At 64.2% G+C, this 18,840-nt stretch carries 15 protein-coding genes; 8 read left to right on the top strand and 7 right to left on the bottom strand.

Features of this window, described 5'->3' with window-relative positions:
* The first annotated feature begins 9 nt into the window (after positions 1-9).
* On the top strand, positions 10-1,203 hold the full coding sequence (locus J6497_RS23330) for a dihydrodipicolinate synthase family protein (RefSeq protein ID WP_225706623.1): 1,194 nt from the start codon (positions 10-12) through the stop codon (positions 1,201-1,203).
* Positions 1,203-2,066: a sugar phosphate isomerase/epimerase family protein gene (locus J6497_RS23325; RefSeq protein WP_225706622.1), complete on the top strand. Its 864-nt coding sequence runs from the start codon at positions 1,203-1,205 to the stop codon at positions 2,064-2,066. The genes J6497_RS23330 and J6497_RS23325 overlap by 1 nt, the downstream gene beginning before the upstream one ends.
* Before the next feature lie 31 nt (positions 2,067-2,097).
* Here the strand turns inward: J6497_RS23325 and J6497_RS23320 are convergent, their stop codons facing one another.
* Both J6497_RS23320 and J6497_RS23315 read right to left on the bottom strand, forming a co-directional pair.
* Positions 2,098-3,417, bottom strand: a complete 1,320-nt coding sequence (locus tag J6497_RS23320; RefSeq protein ID WP_225706621.1) for a Spy/CpxP family protein refolding chaperone — start codon at positions 3,415-3,417, stop codon at positions 2,098-2,100.
* Between the two features lie 759 nt (positions 3,418-4,176).
* A complete protein-coding gene (locus tag J6497_RS23315; protein ID WP_225706620.1) occupies positions 4,177-5,400 on the bottom strand; it encodes a cytochrome P450 in 1,224 nt (407 codons plus the stop codon).
* A gap of 103 nt (positions 5,401-5,503) precedes the next feature.
* Here J6497_RS23315 and J6497_RS23310 point away from each other — a divergent pair, with 103 nt between their 5' ends.
* The 6 genes from J6497_RS23310 (at position 5,504) to cnbZ (ending at position 12,729) form a co-directional block, all read left to right on the top strand.
* Positions 5,504-6,049: a phosphonopyruvate decarboxylase gene (locus J6497_RS23310; RefSeq protein ID WP_225706619.1), complete on the top strand. Its 546-nt coding sequence runs from the start codon at positions 5,504-5,506 to the stop codon at positions 6,047-6,049.
* Positions 6,046-6,636, top strand: coding sequence for a thiamine pyrophosphate-dependent enzyme (locus J6497_RS23305; protein ID WP_225706618.1), 591 nt, complete (start codon positions 6,046-6,048; stop codon positions 6,634-6,636). Before J6497_RS23310 ends, J6497_RS23305 begins: the two co-directional genes overlap by 4 nt.
* Before the next feature lie 204 nt (positions 6,637-6,840).
* Positions 6,841-7,542 (top strand): TetR/AcrR family transcriptional regulator, encoded by a 702-nt coding sequence (locus J6497_RS23300; RefSeq protein WP_225706617.1) that lies wholly within the window; start codon positions 6,841-6,843, stop codon positions 7,540-7,542.
* A gap of 1 nt (position 7,543) precedes the next feature.
* The gene (locus J6497_RS23295) at positions 7,544-8,737 is read left to right on the top strand and encodes an efflux RND transporter periplasmic adaptor subunit (RefSeq protein WP_225706616.1); all 1,194 of its coding nucleotides are present in this window, start codon (positions 7,544-7,546) and stop codon (positions 8,735-8,737) included.
* An 18-nt stretch (positions 8,738-8,755) separates the two neighbouring features.
* The gene (locus J6497_RS23290) at positions 8,756-11,854 is read left to right on the top strand and encodes a MexW/MexI family multidrug efflux RND transporter permease subunit (protein WP_225706615.1); all 3,099 of its coding nucleotides are present in this window, start codon (positions 8,756-8,758) and stop codon (positions 11,852-11,854) included.
* A gap of 131 nt (positions 11,855-11,985) precedes the next feature.
* Positions 11,986-12,729, top strand: a complete 744-nt coding sequence (cnbZ, locus tag J6497_RS23285; protein ID WP_225706614.1) for a 2-amino-5-chloromuconate deaminase CnbZ — start codon at positions 11,986-11,988, stop codon at positions 12,727-12,729.
* Positions 12,730-12,892: 163 nt separating this feature from the next.
* Here cnbZ and J6497_RS23280 read toward each other — a convergent pair whose 3' ends face one another.
* From J6497_RS23280 to J6497_RS23260, 5 genes are all read right to left on the bottom strand, one after another.
* Entirely contained in the window at positions 12,893-14,698 is a 1,806-nt protein-coding gene (locus J6497_RS23280) for a gamma-glutamyltransferase family protein (protein ID WP_225706613.1), read from the bottom strand.
* 98 nt (positions 14,699-14,796) lie between these two features.
* Positions 14,797-15,792 (bottom strand): ABC transporter ATP-binding protein, encoded by a 996-nt coding sequence (locus J6497_RS23275; protein WP_225706612.1) that lies wholly within the window; start codon positions 15,790-15,792, stop codon positions 14,797-14,799.
* Positions 15,789-16,775: an ABC transporter ATP-binding protein gene (locus J6497_RS23270; protein ID WP_225706611.1), complete on the bottom strand. Its 987-nt coding sequence runs from the start codon at positions 16,773-16,775 to the stop codon at positions 15,789-15,791. Before J6497_RS23270 ends, J6497_RS23275 begins: the two co-directional genes overlap by 4 nt.
* On the bottom strand, positions 16,772-17,743 hold the full coding sequence (locus J6497_RS23265) for an ABC transporter permease (protein WP_225706610.1): 972 nt from the start codon (positions 17,741-17,743) through the stop codon (positions 16,772-16,774). Before J6497_RS23265 ends, J6497_RS23270 begins: the two co-directional genes overlap by 4 nt.
* Before the next feature lie 15 nt (positions 17,744-17,758).
* Positions 17,759-18,739, bottom strand: coding sequence for an ABC transporter permease (locus J6497_RS23260; RefSeq protein ID WP_225706609.1), 981 nt, complete (start codon positions 18,737-18,739; stop codon positions 17,759-17,761).
* Positions 18,740-18,840 lie beyond the last annotated feature (101 nt).

Genomic DNA, 18,840 nt, shown 5'->3' with positions numbered 1-18,840 from the left:
GACAAGATTATGAACAGGCCAGTCCCATCGATGTCTTCGCTCTCCCTGAAGCTGCCAACCGCAGGTGGCGGCCTCGAGACCTATCGTCTTGCAGCGTCGCGGACCTTTCCCGCCAAGCTCGAGGGCACACTGAATCGCGTCGCGTTCTCGGCGGCGCATGTCGTCGCTGACTCGCGTGCCGATGTTGATCCGTGGCTCACGGCGGCGGTCGACTGGGACAGGACGATCGCGTTCCGCGAACATGTCTGGGATCTCGGGCTCGGCGTTGCCGAGGCGATGGACACCGCGCAGCGCGGCATGGGGCTCGACTGGAGCACCTCGCTGGAATTGATCCGGCGCTCGGTGAACGCAGCGAAGGCCAGGGGCAATGCGCTGGTGTTCTCCGGCGCCGGCACCGATCACCTCGCGGTGGAGGACGCCAGGACATTGGACGATGTGATTCGCGCCTATGAGGAGCAGATCGCGGCGATTGAGAAGGCAGGCGGGCGCATCATCCTGATGGCGTCGCGCGCGCTGGCAAAGCTCGGACGCAGCGCGGAGGATTATGCAAAAGTCTATGACCGCGTGCTGTCGCAGGTCCGCGAGCCCATGATCATCCACTGGCTGGGCGACATGTTCGATCCGGCGCTGACGGGATATTGGGGCACCACTGAGCTCGACAAGGCGATGGACACGGCCGTTGCCATCATCAATCACCACGCTGCGAAGGTCGACGGCGTCAAGGTATCGCTGCTCGACAAGCAGCGCGAGATCGACATGCGCCGGCGGCTTGATCCGCGGGTCAAGATGTATACCGGCGACGACTTCAACTATGCCGAACTGATCGCGGGCGACGAGCAGGGTTTCTCGCACGCGCTGCTCGGCATCTTCGATGCGATCGCGCCGGCCGCATCCTACGCGCTCTCGCGGCTCGCCGCGGGCGACGAGGCCGGCTTCCATGACGTGCTGGGGCCGACGGTGCCGCTGTCGCGCCACATCTTCAAGGCGCCGACGCGCTTCTACAAGACCGGCATCGTGTTCATGGCCTATCTCAACGGCCACCAGGATCACTTCACCATGGTGGGCGGACAGGAGAGCGCGCGCTCGACGCTGCATCTCGCCGAACTGTTCCGGCTGGCCGACGCAGCCGGCCTGCTCGCCAATCCGGAATTGGCGACGCGGCGGATGAAGACGGTGCTGGCAACGCGCGGCATCGACGCCTGATGAGAGATTTTTCTTCCGATCATCGCTGGCTGTCGCTGAACACCGCGACAGTCCGCAAGCAGGGCAATCTGGTCGAGATCATCGAAGCCTGCGCGCGCCACGGTATCCGCGCCATCGACCCCTGGCGCGATCAGGTTGCGTTGATCGGCCTCGATCGCGCCGTGCGCGCGGTGCGCGATGCGGGCCTCGACCTGTCAGGCTATTGCCGCGGCGGCATGTTCGTCGCGGACGCTGCCCATCGCGGTGAAGCGCGTGATGACAACCGTCGCGCGGTCGACGAAGCCGCGGCACTCGGCGCCTCCTGCATCGTGCTTGTTGTCGGCGGCCTGCCGCAATATTCGCGGCCGGGCAGCGCGGCCTCGAAGGACATCGCGGCTGCGCGCAACCAGGTGCATGATGGCATCGCCGAGATGCTGGAATATGCAAGAGGAGCGAAGTTGCCGCTCGCGATCGAGCCATTGCATCCGGCCTATGCCGGCGACCGTGCCTGCGTGAACACGACAAAGCAGGCGCTTGACATCTGCGATGCGCTGGATCCTCAGCGCAGCGGCATGCTCGGCGTCGCGCTCGACGTCTATCACATCTGGTGGGATCCGGAGTTGATGGGCCAGATCGCGCGCGCGGGCAACGACCGGTTACTTGCTTTCCATGTCTGCGACTGGCTGGTGCCGACCAAGGACATCCTCAACGACCGCGGCATGATGGGCGACGGCGTGATCGACATCAAATCCGTACGCGCAGCAGTGGAAGCGCAAGGCTTTGCCGGCTATTCGGAGATCGAAATCTTCTCCAACGACTGGTGGAGCCGCCCGATGGATGAAGCATTGCGGATCTGCATCGAGCGGCACCGGACCGCGGTTTAGGGTCGGTACTCAAGGCTCCCTAAAAGCGTGATCACTGGCCTGCAGTCTGTGGCAGCGTATTGAAGCGCGCCTTCTGCTCGCTGCTCAGCGTGGCATAGAACTCGTCCAATGCGGCTTGCACCCAATCGGCTGCCTCCAGCATGGCCTCGAGCCGCTTCTCCATCGCCTCGAGCCGTCCGACCGGCGTCAGTGGCACGTCGTCCGGGCAGGCAGCTTGCAGCCCTGCAACCGCCTTCTTGGTCGCGTTGCTCAGGCGATCGAGCGCTTCCTTTTGCTTGCCCGCAGGATGTATCACCTCTTCGATCCGTTCGATCGGCAGCTGCGTCAGGCTGGATTTCGGATCGCCGCAGGCCTCGGACGCAGCACTCGCTTGCTGCTGCTGTTGCGAACGTTCGCCGACATTGGGACCGAGCGCATTGAAGCGCGCCTTTTGCTCGTCGCTCAGCGACTCATAGAACCGCTCCAGCGCCGGCCGCACGATCTTCACCGCCTCGAGCATGGCGCGGACGCGGTTCGTCATCGCCCGCAAGCGGCCGGGCGGCGTCAGTGCGTAGGAATCGGCGCAGGATTGCTTGAACACGTCGGCAGCCTTTGCCGACGCGGCCTTCAATTCGTCGAGCAGAGCGCGCTGCGCGGATGTCGGCTGTACGGCCCGCGTGATCTCGGCGATCGGCCAAGCGGTTACGCCCTTGTCCGGAGCTTCGCACACTTGCCGCAAAGCCTGCAGGTTCGCGCTTGGGCGTTGGCGGCCTCGGTAAGCGGTGATCGCCTCGCCGGGGTCCGGGTATCTGGCGTAGGCGGAATACGGACTGTCCGCACCCCAGAACACGGTGTCGACGAAGTCGTCGTAAGCGTAAGCCCAATAGCCGGGCTCGTAGGCATAGGGCCAGAAAGTGTAGTTGAAGATGTCGGAATAGGCATAGGGCCAGAACACCGGGCCGAGCCAGGCAACAAACGCCGCGTGCTTGCCGCGCCGCCAGGCATGGCGGGGCGCCCAGGCCTGCTCGCGGGGCGCGAGCGCCGCTTGGGCTTGCAGAGCATCACTACTGCGGAAGTGCGCGGCAAATCGTCCGCGTGCTGCAGCCTCAAGGGCCGCAGCAGCGGCGGGTCGCTCGGCGGAAGGCGGCGGTGTCAGCCGCTGCAGCCGCGCCTGATCACGTTGCTGCATAAGCTGCTCGCGCTGGATCTGGCGGTTCCGCGTCTGGAGCAACCGCTCTTGCGCGCGTTGCGCCCGCACGCCTTCCGGCTTTTGCGACTGCAGTTGCTGCACGCGCTGCTGCAGGCGATCGATGCGGGTCTGGCGCTCGGCGCTCTGGCGCGAAAGCATCTCACGCCGCCGTTCCTGCACCATCTGCTGCTGCTTTTGGATTCGCTGCTCACGCTGCTGCGCACGGGTTTCGATCAGTTCCTGTCGCGAGGGCCGCGCGCCCACAGCGGGCGATGGGGTCGGGCGCGACGGTGCGGCGATGTCGGGCCTTTGACGTCCTGCCGTGGCGGGACGCTGCGGTGGCGCAGCCGGGCCACGATGGATGTCGGGTCGGCGGATCTCAGGTCGTGGCCCGGCTACTCGTGGTGCGGCCGCGCGCGGAGGTGCGGCAATATGCGGCGCCGGACGCGGTGCCATGGCCGGCCGCTGTGGCGGGGGAGCGGCACGGATCGCCGGTGCGGCCGGTCGCGCCATTGCCGGAGGTCGCGCCATTGTCGGAGGTGGTGCGGGGCGGGCCATGGCGGGTGGCGCAGGGCGCGCCATGGCGGGGGGTGGTCCAGCCCCGCCACCCCGAAAAGCCTTGGTCCCCTGGGCGAACGAACCGCCGCTCCAAGCGATTGCGGAGATACCAAGTAGGAACGCTGTAACGCGAACGCTGAGCGGAAGCATGATGGCAGCTCCCTCCCACTGGCTCTGGTCGCCCGCAAACATTCAACGCGCAAGCGCAGAAATCGTTCGTTTCTTGCTTGTATGGCCCGCATCGATTTTGCGATGCAGGGTGACGGGCGAGCACAAGTCGCGCACGCGGCACTGCGCGAGGAGGGCTGGCGAGGCCACGGTGCGCCGGTGGGACAGCGTTGAAGAATGGGTCGCAGAAGAGCTGCAGACCCAGCCGATCAGCCGCTAGGCATTGACCGTACACGGCACGCTCAGAAATCCGCGGAAGCGGACGCGGCCGCCGCGGATCGGCTCGCTGGCCGGCGCATAGTTCGGAAAGCGGGCGAGGAAGCGCGAGATTGCGATCGCGCCTTCGAGCCGCGCCAGCGCCATTCCGGCGCATTGATGGGCGCCGGTGGCGAAGGCGAGGTGGCGGTTCGGCGTGCGCGCGATGTCGAAGCGCTCGGGGTCGGGGAATTGCGCGGGATCGCGGTTGGCGGCGCCGATGCAGAGCGTCACCGGCGTGCCCGCGGGCATCTTGATGCCGCCGAGTTCGACCTCTTCCACGATCATGCGGTTGCCGAGTTGGTTCGAGCTTTCGTAGCGCAGCATCTCCTCGACCGCGGTCTTGATCAGGTCCGGCTGCGCGATGAGTCGTTGCTTCTCCTCGGGATAATGCAGCAGCGTCACCAGGCCGTTGCCGATCAGATTGGTCGTGGTCTCGTGGCCGGCGTTGAGCAGGAAGATGCAATTGTGCAGCAGTTCCTTCGTGGTTAGCCGCTCGCCATTGTCTTCGCCCTGGATCAGCCGCGTCAGCACGTCGCGCTCGGGATTGCCCGGCTTCGCGCGCCGCCGCTCGACCAACGTCTCGAGATAGGCGAGGAAGTCCTTCACCGCCTTGTTGCCCCGCGCAAATTGTTCCGATGAGATCACCGGCTCGAGTGCGCCGAGGATCGCCAGCGACCAGTCGCGCAACGGGCCCCGCTCGTCATGGGGCACATCGAGCAGATTGCCGATCACCTCGACCGGGATCGGGGAGGCAAAGTCCTCGATCAGGTCAAACCTTCCTTTCGTGGCGATCGCATCGAGCAGGCCGTCAACGAGGCGGATCAGATCGGGCTCCATCGCCGCGATCGCGCGCGGTGACAGCGCGCCCATGATCAGGCGCCGCACGCGGGTATGCGCCGGCGGGTCGTTGAAGACGAGGCTCGTGGTGTGATGCTCGTAGAGCAGGCTGTCGCCGTATTTCGGCGAAAACTCCTTATGCTTGTCGGAGGAGAAGGCTTTCGTGTTTTTGTACGCGGTGACGAGGTCGTCATAGCGGGTCAGGAAATAGGAGCCGTTTGGCAGGCGCTTGACCGGCGCATTCTCCCGCAGTGCAAGATAAGTCGGATAGGGATTGGCATAGAATTCCGGCGTCAGCCGTTCCAGGTCGAAACTTTCAGCCAGCTCTCGTGCGTTTCCGGTCATGCTGCCATACTCTTTTTGAGAACTGATATGCCGTTTTTGTTCTTCCGGAAAGTGCCGGCCGCTTTACAGTTCGCCTGCCTCGCATCTTCCTTCGGAAACGCCCATGCACGCCCGCACTGAAACTGCCTCCGACAGCCAGCCCGCCTGGCCGGAAGAGATTTTCTCGACATTGCAGCGCTTCGATGTCCGCCAGGTGCCTTACGTGCCCGACGCCGGGCATTCGCAACTGATCGAGCGCGTGCTCGGCTCCTCCACCATGCGCGGCATTCCGCTGACGACGGAGGAGGAGGGCGTGGCGCTGTTGCTCGGCGCCTGGGCCGGCGGCCAGCGCGGCGTGCTGCTGATGCAGTCGAGCGGCGTCGGCAACTGCATCAACATGCTGTCGCTGACGCAGATCTTCCGCTTCCCGTTCCTGACGCTGGTGACGATGCGCGGCGAATGGGGCGAGTTCAATCCGTGGCAGGTGCCGATGGGATCGAACACGCAAGCCGCCTTTGAGCTTTGCGGCGTTAAGGTGCTGCGTGCGACGCATCCTGAGGAGGTGCGCGAGGTCGTCGAGGCCGGCGCGGCGCAGGCCTATAATGCTGCTACGCCGACCGCCGTGCTGCTGTCGCAGCGGCTGATCGGAGCAAAGGTGTTCGTGAAATGAGCAAGGCAAATCTTCTGGATCGCCGCTCGGTCGTCTCTGAGTTGCTGAAGGATCGTAACGGCACGATCGCGGTCGGCGGCCTCGGTGCCTCCACCTATGACATTGCCGCTGCCGGCGATGATGATCGCAATTTCTATCTCTGGGGCGGCATGGGCGGCGCGGTCATGATCGGGCTCGGGCTCGCGCTGGCTCAGCCCGAGCTGCCGGTGATCGTCATCACCGGCGACGGCGAGATGCTGATGGGGCTCGGAAGCCTCGCCACCGTCGGCGTGCAGAAACCCGCCAATCTCTCGATCGTCGTGCTCGACAATGAGGCCTATGGCGAGACCGGCGGACAGGTCAGCCATACTGCCGCTTCAGTTGACCTGGTCGGTGTCGCCAAGGCCTGCGGCATCGCCGACAGCCGTGCCATTACCACCATGGCCGAGGTCGAAGCTTTCGCGGTGTCTTTGAAGGAAGCGAGCCGCGGTCCGCGCTTCGCCAATGTCAAGATCGACGGCGCCAATCTGGAGCGGGTGCTGTCGAGCCGCGACGGCACCTTCATCGTCAACCGGCTGCGCGGCTCGCTCGGCCACCAGCCAATTTAGCGATCCTTACCTCTCCCTGCGAGGTGAAGGATGCCGGCACTCAGCGATGGACATCTTGCCGATTTTTGTCAGGTGTGACATCTCGATATCCCCCTGACCGTACAAGACCTTATCGGGAGGTTCGGGTTCGACCCAACCTTAAGTTCTGTTTTTGCACCGCCCTAAATTCTTGACATTCCTTAAGGTGAGTGATTACTCACGCGCATGTCTACCCTGCGCATGACCAGTGACTTGCGGCGGCAGTTGATTCTGAGCGCCGCCAAGCGATGCTTCGCCCGCCATGGCTTTGCCGGCACCACGACCAAGAGCGTGGCGGCCGCTGCCTCTATTTCGGAGGGGCTGTTGTTCAAGCACTTCCCCTCCAAGGCGGCACTTTACGCCGAAATCCTCGCCGAAGAGTGCGAAGCCGATTCTGATCTGGCGCACCTGCTCGGGCAGGAGCCGTCGACCGCAACCCTGGTCGAACTCGTGAAAGGCATGGTCCGTCACTTCCTGGAGGTATCGCAGGGACCGGACGAGGAGGATGCGCAGCGGATGCGGCTGATGACCTCCAGCCATCTCGACGACGGCGAGTTCGCGCGGCTTCTCTACGACAAGATCGGCAGTCTGATCGAACCGATCTTCGTCGCATCGATTGAACGCGCCGTTGCTGCCGGCGACGCCACCCGTATCGGCAGCGTGCCGCTCAACCTGTTCTGGTTTGCGCATCATGTCGTGCTGATGTCGGCGCTGACGCGGCTGCCGACGACGCCGTGCCTGACCTACGGCGACGCGCCTGACCTCGAGCGTCAGCTATGCGAATTCATCCTGCGCGGCATCGGGCTCACCGAAGCCGCAATCTCCTTTCATTTGAACCGTCAGCCGTCACCGAGCCAGGGACAATCGGTAACAGCAGAAAGTGCATGACATGAACATCGTGACCGAAACGAATATCAAGGGCGAACCGATCGATAAAAAGCCGCACAAGCGGCCGGTCAGGATGGGGCGCTGGTTCATCATCATTGGATTGCTGCTGGCGGTCGTCGTCGGCGGGCTGGTCTGGTTCAACTATTTCCGCGCCAAGATGATCGGCGAGTTCTTCGCCAATATGAAGCCGCCGCCGGTGACCGTGAATGCGGCCGAGGCGAAGTCGGAAGTGGTGCCCAACCTGTTGACTGCGGTCGGCGAGCTCGCCGCCGTGCACCAGGTCAACGTCACCTCCGACGTCTCGGGGCGCATCACCGAGATCCTGTTCGCTCCGGGCGCCGCGGTGAAAGCGGGAGCGCCGCTGGTGCAACTGTTCGATGGGCCGGAGCAGGGCGATCTCGCCAACTTCAAGGCGCAGGCGACGGTGGCGCAGCTCTCGCTCGAACGCGCCAAGCAGCTTGCGGCGCGCAATTTCGGGCCGCAGGCCACGGTCGACCAGACGCAAGCTGCGTATGACCAGGCCTTGGCCGGCATTGCCAAGACTGAGGCGCTGATCTCCCAGAAGCTGGTCCGCGCGCCCTTCGATGGCGAGCTTGGCGTGCGCCGGGTTGAGGTCGGTCAATATCTGACCGCGGGCAACCAGATCGTCTCGCTGACCGATCTGTCCATGCTCTACGACAACTTCACTGTGACGGAAAAGGATAGCGGCCAGCTCAAGGTCGGCCAGACCGTCCGCATCAAGGTGGACGCCTATCCGGATCGCGTCTTTGAGGGCAAGCTGACCACGATCGAGCCGCAGGTCGCGACCGACACCCGCAATATCCGCGTGCAGGCCACGGTCGCCAATCCGGAGAAGATCCTCAAGCCCGGCATGTTCGCGACCACCACGGTGGTGCTGCCCGACAAGCCGCCGGTGATCACGGTCCCGGAGACCGCGGTCGACTACTCGCTCTATGGCGACTCGGTCTACCTGATCACTGAGAAGAAGGAGAACGACGGCAAGACCAGCCTGACGGCCGTGCGTACCTTCGTCGTGGTCGGCAAGCGATTCGGCGGCCGCGCCGAAATCATTCGTGGAGCGAAGGCCGGCGACCGCGTCGTGGCGCTCGGTCAGATCAAGCTGCAGTCGGGCGCTGCGGTTGCGATTTCCACCGAGCCGACGCCGCCGATCCCGGCCGAACCGCCGCGCTATTGAGAAGCAGGACCCCCGTAAATGTCCTTCACCGACATCTTCATCAAGCGGCCGGTCCTGTCGGTCGTCGTCAGCCTGCTGATCCTCCTGATCGGCTTGCGCGCGGCGACCGTGCTGCCGATCCGCCAATATCCGAAACTGTCGAACACGGTGGTCAACGTCACCACCAGCTATCCCGGCGCGTCGGCCAACCTGATCCAGGGCTTCATTACGACGCCGATCGAGCAGGCGGTCGCCTCCGCCGAGGGCGTCGACTACATCACCTCCTCCTCGGTGCTCGGCACCTCCACGATCCAGGTCTACATCAAGCTGAACTTCGACCCGAACCAGGCGCTCACCGAGGTGCTGGCCAAGGTCAACTCGGTCAAATACCTGATCCCGAAGGAATCGAACGACCCGGTCGTTACGAAGACAACGGGCCAGACCACGGCCGTGATGTATCTCGGCTTTTCCAGTGAGGAGCTGTCGGGATCGGCGATCTCGGATTACCTCACGCGCGTGGTTCAGCCGCTACTGTCGACGGTTGACGGCGTGGCTTCCGCCGACATCCTCGGCGGCCAGACCTTCGCGATGCGATTGTGGCTCGACCCGGTCAAGATGGCGGGCCGCGGCGTATCGCCGACAGACGTTGCGCAGGCGATTGCGGCCAACAACTTCCAGGCCGCCGCCGGCCAATCCAAGGGCTACTACGTCGTCTCCAACGTCTCGACCAACACTGACCTGCGCAATATCGATGAATTCAAGCGCATGATCGTGAAGTCGAAGGAGGGCGGCTTCGTCCGCATGGAGGATATCGCGCAAGTCGAACTTGCCGCGCAGAGCACGGACGCGAGCGTCGCCTTCAATGGCGAGCATGCGATCTTCATCGGTATCAACGCGACTCCGCAAGGCAACCCGCTGACGCTGGTGAAGGGCGTCCGCGCCCTGTTCCCGGAGCTCGAGCGCAACCTGCCGCCGTCGCTGAAGATGAAGGTGGCCTACGATTCCACCAAGTTCATTCAGTCGTCGATCGACGAGGTGGAGAAGACGCTCGGCGAAGCCGTCGTCATCGTCATCGTGGTGATCTTCCTGTTCCTGGCCTCGATCCGGTCGGTCATCATCCCCGTGGTGACGATCCCGCTGTCGCTGGTCGGTGTCTGCAGCCTGATGCTGATCATGGGCTTCAGTATCAATCTCCTTACACTGCTGGCGATGGTGCTCGCGATCGGTCTCGTGGTCGATGATGCCATCGTGGTGGTGGAGAACATCCATCGCCACCTCGAGGAGGGCAAGACGCCGGTCCAGGCCTCACTGATCGGTGCGCGTGAGATCGTGGGCCCGGTCATCTCGATGACCATCACGCTCGCCGCGGTGTACGCACCGATCGGCTTCCTTGGCGGCCTTACCGGTGCACTGTTCCGCGAATTCGCCTTTACGCTGGCGGGCTCGGTGATCGTGTCGGGCGTGATCGCGCTGACGCTGTCGCCGATGATGTGCTCGGTGCTCCTGAAGAATACCGAGGAAGGACGTTTCGCGCGAGTGGTCAACCGGGTGTTCGGTGCGGTGACGCGCTGGTACGGTCGCAAACTTGACCGCTCGCTCGACTACCGTCCGATCACCGGCCTGTTCGCGCTGACGATTCTGGGCCTTGTCGGCTTCCTCTACATGCACACCATGAAGGAGCTCGCGCCGGAAGAGGATCAGGGCATCGTGTTCGCGCTGACCAAGGCGCCGAAATACGCGAACATCGACTACATCGACTTCTACGGCGAGAAGATGGACAAGGCGTTCCAGAAGTTTCCGGAGACGGATCTGCGCTTTGTGCTGAACGGCACGCCGAGCGCGCAAAGCGGCATCGCCGGCATGTTGCTCACCCCGTGGGATGAGCGCAAACGTTCGTCGATCGCATTGAAGCCGCTGGTGCAGGCGGAGCTGTCCAAGATCGAAGGCGTCAATGCCTTCGCCTTCAACCTGCCGCCGCTGCCGGGAGGTCCGGGCGGCCTGCCGGTGCAGATGGTGATCAATTCGACCGCGAGCTTCCAGGCCATCTATGAGCAGATGGAGAAATTGAAGGCCGCCGCGCGCAAGAGCGGCATGTTCATCGTCTCGGACAGCGACCTTAACTTCAACCAGCCGGTGGTGCGGATCCGCGTCGACCGTTCCAAGGCAAGCGACCTCGGCATCAACATGCAGCAGGTCGGCGCCACGCTGGCTACGCTATTGGGCGGCAATTACGTCAACCGCTTCAACCTGGAGGGACGTTCGTACCAGGTAATCCCGCAGGTGCCGCGCGCGGTTCGCCTGTCGCCAGAGGCGCTTGGCGGCTATTACGTGCCGACGAACACCGGGCAGTTGGTGCCGATTTCGACCGTCGTCTCGATCGAGACGGGCACCGATCCGAACGCGCTGACGCACTACAACCAGCTCAACTCGGCGACCTTCTCGGCGGTGCCGATGCCGGGCGTGACGGTCGGCCAGGCGGTCGATTTCCTCGAGAAGGAGGCGAAGAACTTGCCTGCCGGCTTCAGCCACGACTATCTGGCGGACTCGCGGCAATATGTGCAGGAGGGCAACCAGCTCGTCATCACCTTTGCGTTCGCCGTGATCATCATCTTCCTGGTGCTGGCGGCGCAATTCGAGAGCTTGCGTGACCCGCTGGTCATCATGGTCTCCGTGCCCATGGCGATCGTCGGCGCGTTGATCCCGCTGTTTTTCGGCGTCGCGACCATGAACATCTATACGCAGGTCGGGTTGCTGACGCTGGTCGGCCTAATCACCAAGCACGGCATCCTGATGGTGGAATTCGCCAACGAGCTGCAGCTCAACGAGGGGCTCGACCGCCGTTCGGCCATCGAGATGGCCGCCCGCATCCGGTTGCGTCCGATCCTGATGACCACGGCGGCCATGGTCACCGGCCTGATCCCGCTATTGACCGCCTCGGGTGCCGGCGCGGCCAGCCGCTTCTCGATCGGCCTCGTCGTGGTCGCGGGCATGCTGATCGGCACACTGTTCACGCTGTTCGTGCTGCCCGCGGTTTACGTGACGATCGCCACCGACCACCGGGCGAGGGCGACGTCGGAGCGCAACAAGCAGATCGCCGACTACGAGGTCGGCGGTGACGGGGCGCTCAAGCCTACCTGAGACTTCTTGGCCCCAAAGTCTCAGCGAAAGGGCGGCGACGGTTCTACCGTTGCTGCCCTTTTGGTTTCTTGCGAAACATGCGTAGAAGTGGCAAGCGCGCATGCGACTAATAAGATTTGGGGAGAACGGACATGGTGAGTGATTTCGCACCCGGCAACTATCGTTTCATTCCGGCCGTGTTCCAGTATTCGAGCGGCGCGGCCGCCAATCCCGGCTTCGAGGTTGAGCGCGTGCGCTTCGACAGGTTGGTGCCGCTTGCCGAAGGCTTTGCGCGGATCGCAAGCCATATCCAGGCGGCGGGACGACCTCTCACCTCGTTCTGTGCCTGCGAGCTGCGTTCGCCGGCGGCGGTCTCGGAGACGGGCTTTCGCGCCTTCAACGAGCACTATGTGAAGACACTCGCGGAGTGGGGATTGTTCGATGGCACCACCAATCCGGTGGCGCGCAGCAATGTCTGTCCCGAGATCGATCCGCCTGCCGAGCCGTCATTCTACGCATTCTCGTTCACGCGCCGGAGCACGGGGACCTCGCCGTCTTTCGTGATCGCCGGCGGAGCCGAGGCACGCGGCGGTAGCGGCAGCTATCCCGAACGCATCGTGCGCTATCGCGACATGAGCGCGGAAGCGTGGAAGGAGAAGGTGCGCTTCACCGTCGGTGAGATGGAGCGGCAGCTCGCCGAATTCGGCTTCACCTGGCAGGACACCACCGGCGTGCATGCCTATACCATACATGATTTCCATCCGCACATTGCCGACGAACTGGTGCGCCGCGGCGCCACCCGCTCCGGTCTGACCTGGCATTTCGCCCGGCCGCCGGTGGTCGATCTCGAATACGAGATGGATTGCCGCCGCGTGCTGCGGGAGCTGGTGATTTAAGGCGCGATGTATCTCCTCATCCTGAGGAGCGCGGCACGCGCGTCTCGAAGGATTGAGGCCACTGGCCGGGCCTCATGGTTCTCCCGGCGATGCGAAGCATCGTCCGGAGACGGCGCTAACGCGCCTCCTCACCATGAGGGATATGGAGCGCGACTTGGGTCAGCTACCTTCCAGCGGCGTAACCTTGCATGCCCCGCGGATTGGCGGCGGCGCGGCGCCTGCGCCCCAACCGCGAGGCGGCAGTCAGGCGGCCCTCCGACCAGTCCGGGCCGACCTCGATGATGTGGCCGCGACGCTGCAATTCGTCGATGCTCGCCTTGGGCACGCGGCCTTCGACCACGAGCACGCCCGGACGCGCGGTGCGGGGCCAGAACGAAATCGGGAAATGCTCGGAATGCCAGGCCGGCGCGTCGATCGCCTCCTGCAGGTTCAGATTGGCATGGACGTGGCGGAGGAAGAACTGCGTGATCCATTGGTCCTGTTGGTCGCCGCCCGGCGAGCCCCAAGCCAGATACGGCTCGCCATCGCGCAGCGCCATGGTGGGCGAGAGCGTCGTGCGCGGGCGCTTGCCCGGCGCGAGCGAGGCGGGATGGTTCTCCTCCAGCCAGAACATCTGCGCACGGCTGCCGAGGCAGAACCCGAGCTCGGGGATGACGGGTGAGGATTGCAGCCAGCCGCCTGAGGGCGTTGCCGAGATTATGTTGCCGGCCTTGTCGATGATGTCGAAATGCACGGTGTCGCCGCGCACCTCGCCGAAGCGGCCGACAGTAGGCTCGCCCGCGCCCATCGCGCCGACCGCCTCGCGATGCCCCTCGGCACGCCGCAGCTTCACCACTGCGCCAAAGCCTTCGACCGAGCCGGGAATAAAGTCGAGCGAGGCCCTGTCCTTCGAGATCAGCTTGCGGCGCTCGTCGTTGTAGGCGTCCGACAGCAGCGTCTCGATCGGGATCTCCGTGAAATTGGGATCGCCGTAGAACGTCTCGCGATCGGCATAAGCAAGCTTGGCGCATTCGATCTGCAGATGGATGAAATCGGCGCTGGTGGGATCGAGGCCGTCGAGGTCAAAACCCTTCAGCAGTGCGAGCTGCTGCAGCATCACCGGGCCCTGGCTCCAGACGCCGGCCTTGCAGACGGTGTAGCGGCCGTAATCGTAGGTCAGCGGCGCTTCGACGGTCGGCTGCCAGCGCGCCATGTCGTTAGCCGAGAGCACGCCGCGGTGCGGCGAGCCGGAGACATCCATCACATCGCGGGTGCGGCAGAAGTTGTCGATCGCTTCGGCGACAAAACCCTTCGACCACGCCTGGCGCGCGCGCTCGATCTGCGCGACGCGGTCGCCGCCTACGCTTTCCGCCTCCTGCAGGATGCGGGCGTAGGTTTCCGAAAGGCGCTTGTTGGTGAAGATCGTACCGGGCTTTGGCACCTCGTTGTTGGGCAGGTAGACCTCCGCCGAGGTCGGCCAGTGTGTCCGGAATAATTGCTCGACCGTTTTGATGGTGGCGCAAGCGCGCTCGACCAGCGGAAAACCGTCGCGAGCATACGCGATCGCGGGCTCCAGCACGTCGCGCAGCTTTAGCGTGCCATAGTCGCGGAGCAGCAGCATCCACGATTCGAACGTCCCGGGCACGCAGGCGGCGAGCAGCCCCGTGCCGGGGACCATCTCCAGTCCTTCGCTGCGGTAATGCGCGATCGTCGCCTTTGCCGGCGCGGGGCCCTGGCCGCAGATCACCTCGGTTCTGCCACGCTTCACGTCATGCACGATGATGGGCACGTCGCCGCCGGGGCCGTTGAGATGCGGCTCGACCACCTGTAGTGTAAAGGCGGCGGCGACACCGGCATCGAAGGCGTTACCGCCTTTCTCCAGCGTGGCCATGCCGACCGCGGTCGCGATCCAGTGCGTCGAGGTGATGACGCCGAACGTGCCTTCGATCTCGGGACGCGTCGTGAACGGATCGGGATTGATATTGCTCATGGCTGGGCCACCAGTTGTTTTTTTGGCGGGCGCACTTGATCACAGGCACGAGGCGCTGCCAACGGCGCAGCCGGCATGGCTATGTCGCATCCACGTGATCACGCCGGCGCGGCAGCCTCGGCGGGGGCATTCACGGCATGGCAAGCGACGCCGTCAATCAATTCCGGCAGCTGCTTGCGGCACAGGTCAAACGCCAGCGGGCAGCGCGGGTTGAAGGCGCATCCCGGCGGCGGATCGATCGGGTTCGGGATTTCGCCCTTCACGGGAATGCGCTGGCGGCCACTCATGGCGAGATCGGGAACCGCGCCGAGCAGCATCTTGGTGTAGGGCATGCGCGGATTGTTGAACAGCGCGCAGCCCTCCGCGACCTCGACGATGCGGCCGAGATACATCACGCCGATCCGGCTCGCCATGTGGCGGACGACGGCAAGATTGTGGCTGATGAAGAGATAGGTGAGGCCGAACTTGTCCTGCAGGTCGCGCATCAAATTGAGGATCTGCGCCTGCACGGAAACATCCAGCGCCGAGGTCGGCTCGTCGCAGACGATGAACTCGGCCTCCGAGGCGAGCGCGCGGGCGATCGCGACGCGCTGGCGCTGGCCGCCAGAGAATTCGTGCGGATATTTCAACCCGTCATCGGCATGCAGCCCGACGAGGGAGAGCAATTCGCCGACGCGCGCGCGAATGTCGCGCTCGCCCTGGATCAGGTCGAAGGCGCGGATCGGCTCGGAGACAATGGCATCAACCCGGAAACGCGGATTGAGACTTGCATACGGATCCTGGAAGATCATCTGGATGCGCCGGCGCAAGCGCTGGCGCGCCTGCGCCTGCCTGGGATCGGTCATCGAGACGCCGTCGATCACGACCTCGCCCGAGCTCGGCGGCAACAGCCCGACCACCATGCGCGCGACCGTGGTCTTGCCCGAGCCTGACTCGCCGACAAGCGCGAAGGTCTCGCCCTTGCGGATATCGAAGGTGACGCCGTCGACCGCCCGGAGGAATTCGAGATGGCCGCCTTCGAGCACGCGGTTGAGCCACGGCTTCGACACGTCGAACACGCGGCGGAGATTCTTGATCTCAACGAGCGCCGTCATGCTGCGCTCTCCTCGGCGGCGCGATCGTAGAGATGGCAGGCGACGGCCTGCGCGCCGTTCGGAAGCGGTTCGGGACGCTCGACCCGGCAGCGGTCGAAGGCAAAGGCACAGCGCGGGTTGAACGGGCAGCCGGGCGGAATCGCCGACAGCCGCGGCATCGAGCCGGGGATCTGCACCAGCCGCTTGTCCTCGCCCGCAAGCGTCGGGATCGCGCCCATCAGGCCCTTGGCGTAGGGATGCAGCGGATTGCGGACGACGTCCTGCACCGGGCCGATCTCGGCGATGCGGCCGGAATACATCACCGCGACGCGGTCGCAGGTCTCGGCGATCACGCCCATGTCGTGCGTCACCAGCATCACGGCGGTGCCGTGGTCGCGACCGAGCCGCTTGATCAATGCGATGATCTGCGCCTGCACGGAAACGTCGAGCGCGGTGGTCGGCTCGTCGGCGATGATCAGCTCCGGCTCGGCGCAGATCGCGAGCGCAATCACGACGCGCTGGCGCATCCCGCCGGAGAATTCGTGCGGATAGCCGTCGACGCGCTTTTCCGGCGCGGGAATGCCGACCTCGGCAAGCAGGTCGATGGCGCGTTTGCGCGCGGCGCTTTCGGAGAGATTGGTGTGGGTGCGGATGGTCTCGACGATCTGGTCGCCGATCCGGTAGAGCGGATTGAGGCTCGTCAGCGGATCCTGGAAGATCATGCCGATCCGCTTTCCCCGCACGCGCCGGATCTCCTCGGCCGGCAAGTGATCGATGCGCATGCCCGAGAGCAGGATCTCGCCGCCGGAGATGCGGCCAGGCGGATCGATCAGGCCAATCACAGCAAGGCCGGTGACCGACTTGCCGGCGCCGGATTCGCCGACCACGCCCAGCACCTCGCCTTTGGCGATGTCGAAGGAGACGCCGTCGATCGCGCGCAACGTGGCGCGGCGGGTGACGAACTCCACCTTAAGGTCACGCACGGAGAGGACGGGCACAGTCATCGGAGCTTCGGATTGAGCGCGTCGCGCAGCCAGTCGCCGAGCAGGTTGATCGAGAGTATCAGGCCGGCCAGCGCAAGGCCCGGGAAGGCGACAATCCACCATTCGCCGGCGAACAGATAATTGTTGCCGATCCGGATCAGCGTGCCGAGCGAGGGCATGGTGTCGGGCATGCCAGACCCCAGGAACGACAACGTCGCCTCGGTGATGATGGCCAATGCCAAATTGATGGTGGCGATGACGAGGATCGGGCCCATCGTGTTGGGCAGCACATGACGTAGCATGATCTTCTGCGCGGGCAGGCCGATCAGTTGCGCGGCGGCGACATAGTCCTTGTTCTTCTCCACCATGACCGAGCCGCGCACGGTGCGGGCATATTGCACCCAAAAGCTCAGCCCGATCGCAATCACCAGCACCACCAGCGTGCTCATGGCGTCGAGCCGATTGCCCAGGATCGATTTGGCGACGCCGTTGACGAGCAGCGCGATCAGGATGGCGGGGAAAGTGAGCTGCACGTCGGCGATCCGCATGATGACGCTGTCGACGGCGCCGCCGACATAGCCCGCGATCAATCCGAGCGTGATGCCGAGCACGCCGGCAAGAACCACGCCGAGCACGCCGACCGTGAGCGAAATCCGCAAGCCGTAGAGGATCGCGGAGAAGACGTCGCGGCCCTGCTCGTCGGTGCCGAGCAGGAACGGGCTCTGGCCGTCGGCGGTCCACAGTGGTGAGATGCGCGAATTCATCAATTGTAGCTGCGCTGGATCGAACGGGTTCTGTACCGCCAGAACTGACGCAAAGATTGCGAGCAGGAAGAACAGCACGGTGACGGCGGCCGCCAGCATCGTCAGCCTGGAGCGGCGGAACGAATAGAACAGGTCGCTTTCGAACGCGCGCCTGAACCAGCCGCCGTCAGGACGCACGGATGGCGCGTTGGAATCGGTTCGGTCTGGAACGACGGCGTCGGACATCTCAAGAATCTCGTCTTAAGCCGGGCGGCTGATGGTCGCGCGCAGGCGCGGGTCGACGATGGTGTAGAGGATATCGACCACCAGGTTGATGGTGACGAAGATCAGCGAAACCATCAGCAGGTAAGCCGCCATGATCGGGATATCGACGTTTTGCACCGCTTGCACGAACATCAGGCCCATGCCGGGCCACTGGAACACGGTTTCCGTGATGATCGCAAATGCAATAACCGAGCCAAACTGCAAACCGGCCACGGTGATCACGGGAACCAGCGTGTTCTTCAGCGCATGGCCGAAGTGGATCGCCCGCGTGGTGAGCCCGCGGGCGCGGGCAAAGCGGATATAGTCGGTGCGCAGCACTTCCAGCATTTCCGCGCGCACCAATCGCATGATCAAGGTCATCTGGAACAGGCCGAGCGTGATCGAGGGCATGATCAGCGCCTTCAAGCCAGACACGGTGAGCAGCCCGGTCGTCCACCAGCCGAGCCGCACCACCTCGCCGCGGCCGAACGAGGGCAACCAGCCGAGTGTTACCGCGAACAGATAGATCAGCAAGATGCCGATCAGGAAGGTCGGCAGCGAGATGCCGATCAGCGACACCGCCTGGAATAGTTTGGCGAGCAGGGTGTCGCGCCTGAGCGCCGAATAGACGCCCATCAAAATGCCGAACACCATCGCGAGCACCGTGGCGCAGATCGCAAGCTCCAGCGTCGCCGGCATCCGCTCCATCAACAACGTCGAGACCGGCTGGCGGAACTGATAGGAAACGCCGAACTTGAACTGCGCGGCGTTGACCAGGTAGCGGCCGAACTGCACCAGCACGGGATCGTCGAGGCCGAGCGACTGGCGGATCGACGCCCGTTCCGCGGCCGAGGTGTCGATCGAAACGATCTGGTTTACGGGATCTCCGGCGAAGCGGAACATCGAGAACGAGATGATCCCCACAGCGATCATGACGCCGATGGCCTGAAGCGCGCGACGAAGAGTGAAAGCGAGCATCTCTACCTTTCACTTCTTTTCAGACACGGCGCGCAGCGTTGCGCGAGCCGGAAACGAGAGGTCCCGGAGACGACCGCTTCCGGGACGCCAAATCGGCGAAG

It is taken from the genome of Bradyrhizobium cenepequi (assembly GCF_020329485.1).
Lineage (GTDB): Bacteria > Pseudomonadota > Alphaproteobacteria > Rhizobiales > Xanthobacteraceae > Bradyrhizobium > Bradyrhizobium cenepequi.
The sequence above is the reverse complement of the archived record's forward strand: the minus strand, read 5'-3'. Positions and strand labels throughout refer to the sequence as shown.

Coding starts and splice junctions, on each gene's coding strand:
- J6497_RS23310 (WP_225706619.1), top strand. CDS start 5,504: ATGCACGCCCGCACTGAAACTGCCTCCGACAGCCAGCCCGCCTGGCCG.
- J6497_RS23300 (WP_225706617.1), top strand. CDS start 6,841: ATGTCTACCCTGCGCATGACCAGTGACTTGCGGCGGCAGTTGATTCTG.
- J6497_RS23265 (WP_225706610.1), bottom strand. CDS start 17,743: ATGTCCGACGCCGTCGTTCCAGACCGAACCGATTCCAACGCGCCATCC.
- J6497_RS23330 (WP_225706623.1), top strand. CDS start 10: ATGAACAGGCCAGTCCCATCGATGTCTTCGCTCTCCCTGAAGCTGCCA.
- J6497_RS23320 (WP_225706621.1), bottom strand. CDS start 3,417: ATGGTGCAGGAACGGCGGCGTGAGATGCTTTCGCGCCAGAGCGCCGAG.
- J6497_RS23290 (WP_225706615.1), top strand. CDS start 8,756: ATGTCCTTCACCGACATCTTCATCAAGCGGCCGGTCCTGTCGGTCGTC.
- J6497_RS23315 (WP_225706620.1), bottom strand. CDS start 5,400: ATGACCGGAAACGCACGAGAGCTGGCTGAAAGTTTCGACCTGGAACGG.
- J6497_RS23305 (WP_225706618.1), top strand. CDS start 6,046: ATGAGCAAGGCAAATCTTCTGGATCGCCGCTCGGTCGTCTCTGAGTTG.
- J6497_RS23275 (WP_225706612.1), bottom strand. CDS start 15,792: ATGACGGCGCTCGTTGAGATCAAGAATCTCCGCCGCGTGTTCGACGTG.
- J6497_RS23295 (WP_225706616.1), top strand. CDS start 7,544: ATGAACATCGTGACCGAAACGAATATCAAGGGCGAACCGATCGATAAA.
- J6497_RS23280 (WP_225706613.1), bottom strand. CDS start 14,698: ATGAGCAATATCAATCCCGATCCGTTCACGACGCGTCCCGAGATCGAA.
- cnbZ (WP_225706614.1), top strand. CDS start 11,986: ATGGTGAGTGATTTCGCACCCGGCAACTATCGTTTCATTCCGGCCGTG.
- J6497_RS23325 (WP_225706622.1), top strand. CDS start 1,203: ATGAGAGATTTTTCTTCCGATCATCGCTGGCTGTCGCTGAACACCGCG.
- J6497_RS23270 (WP_225706611.1), bottom strand. CDS start 16,775: ATGACTGTGCCCGTCCTCTCCGTGCGTGACCTTAAGGTGGAGTTCGTC.
- J6497_RS23260 (WP_225706609.1), bottom strand. CDS start 18,739: ATGCTCGCTTTCACTCTTCGTCGCGCGCTTCAGGCCATCGGCGTCATG.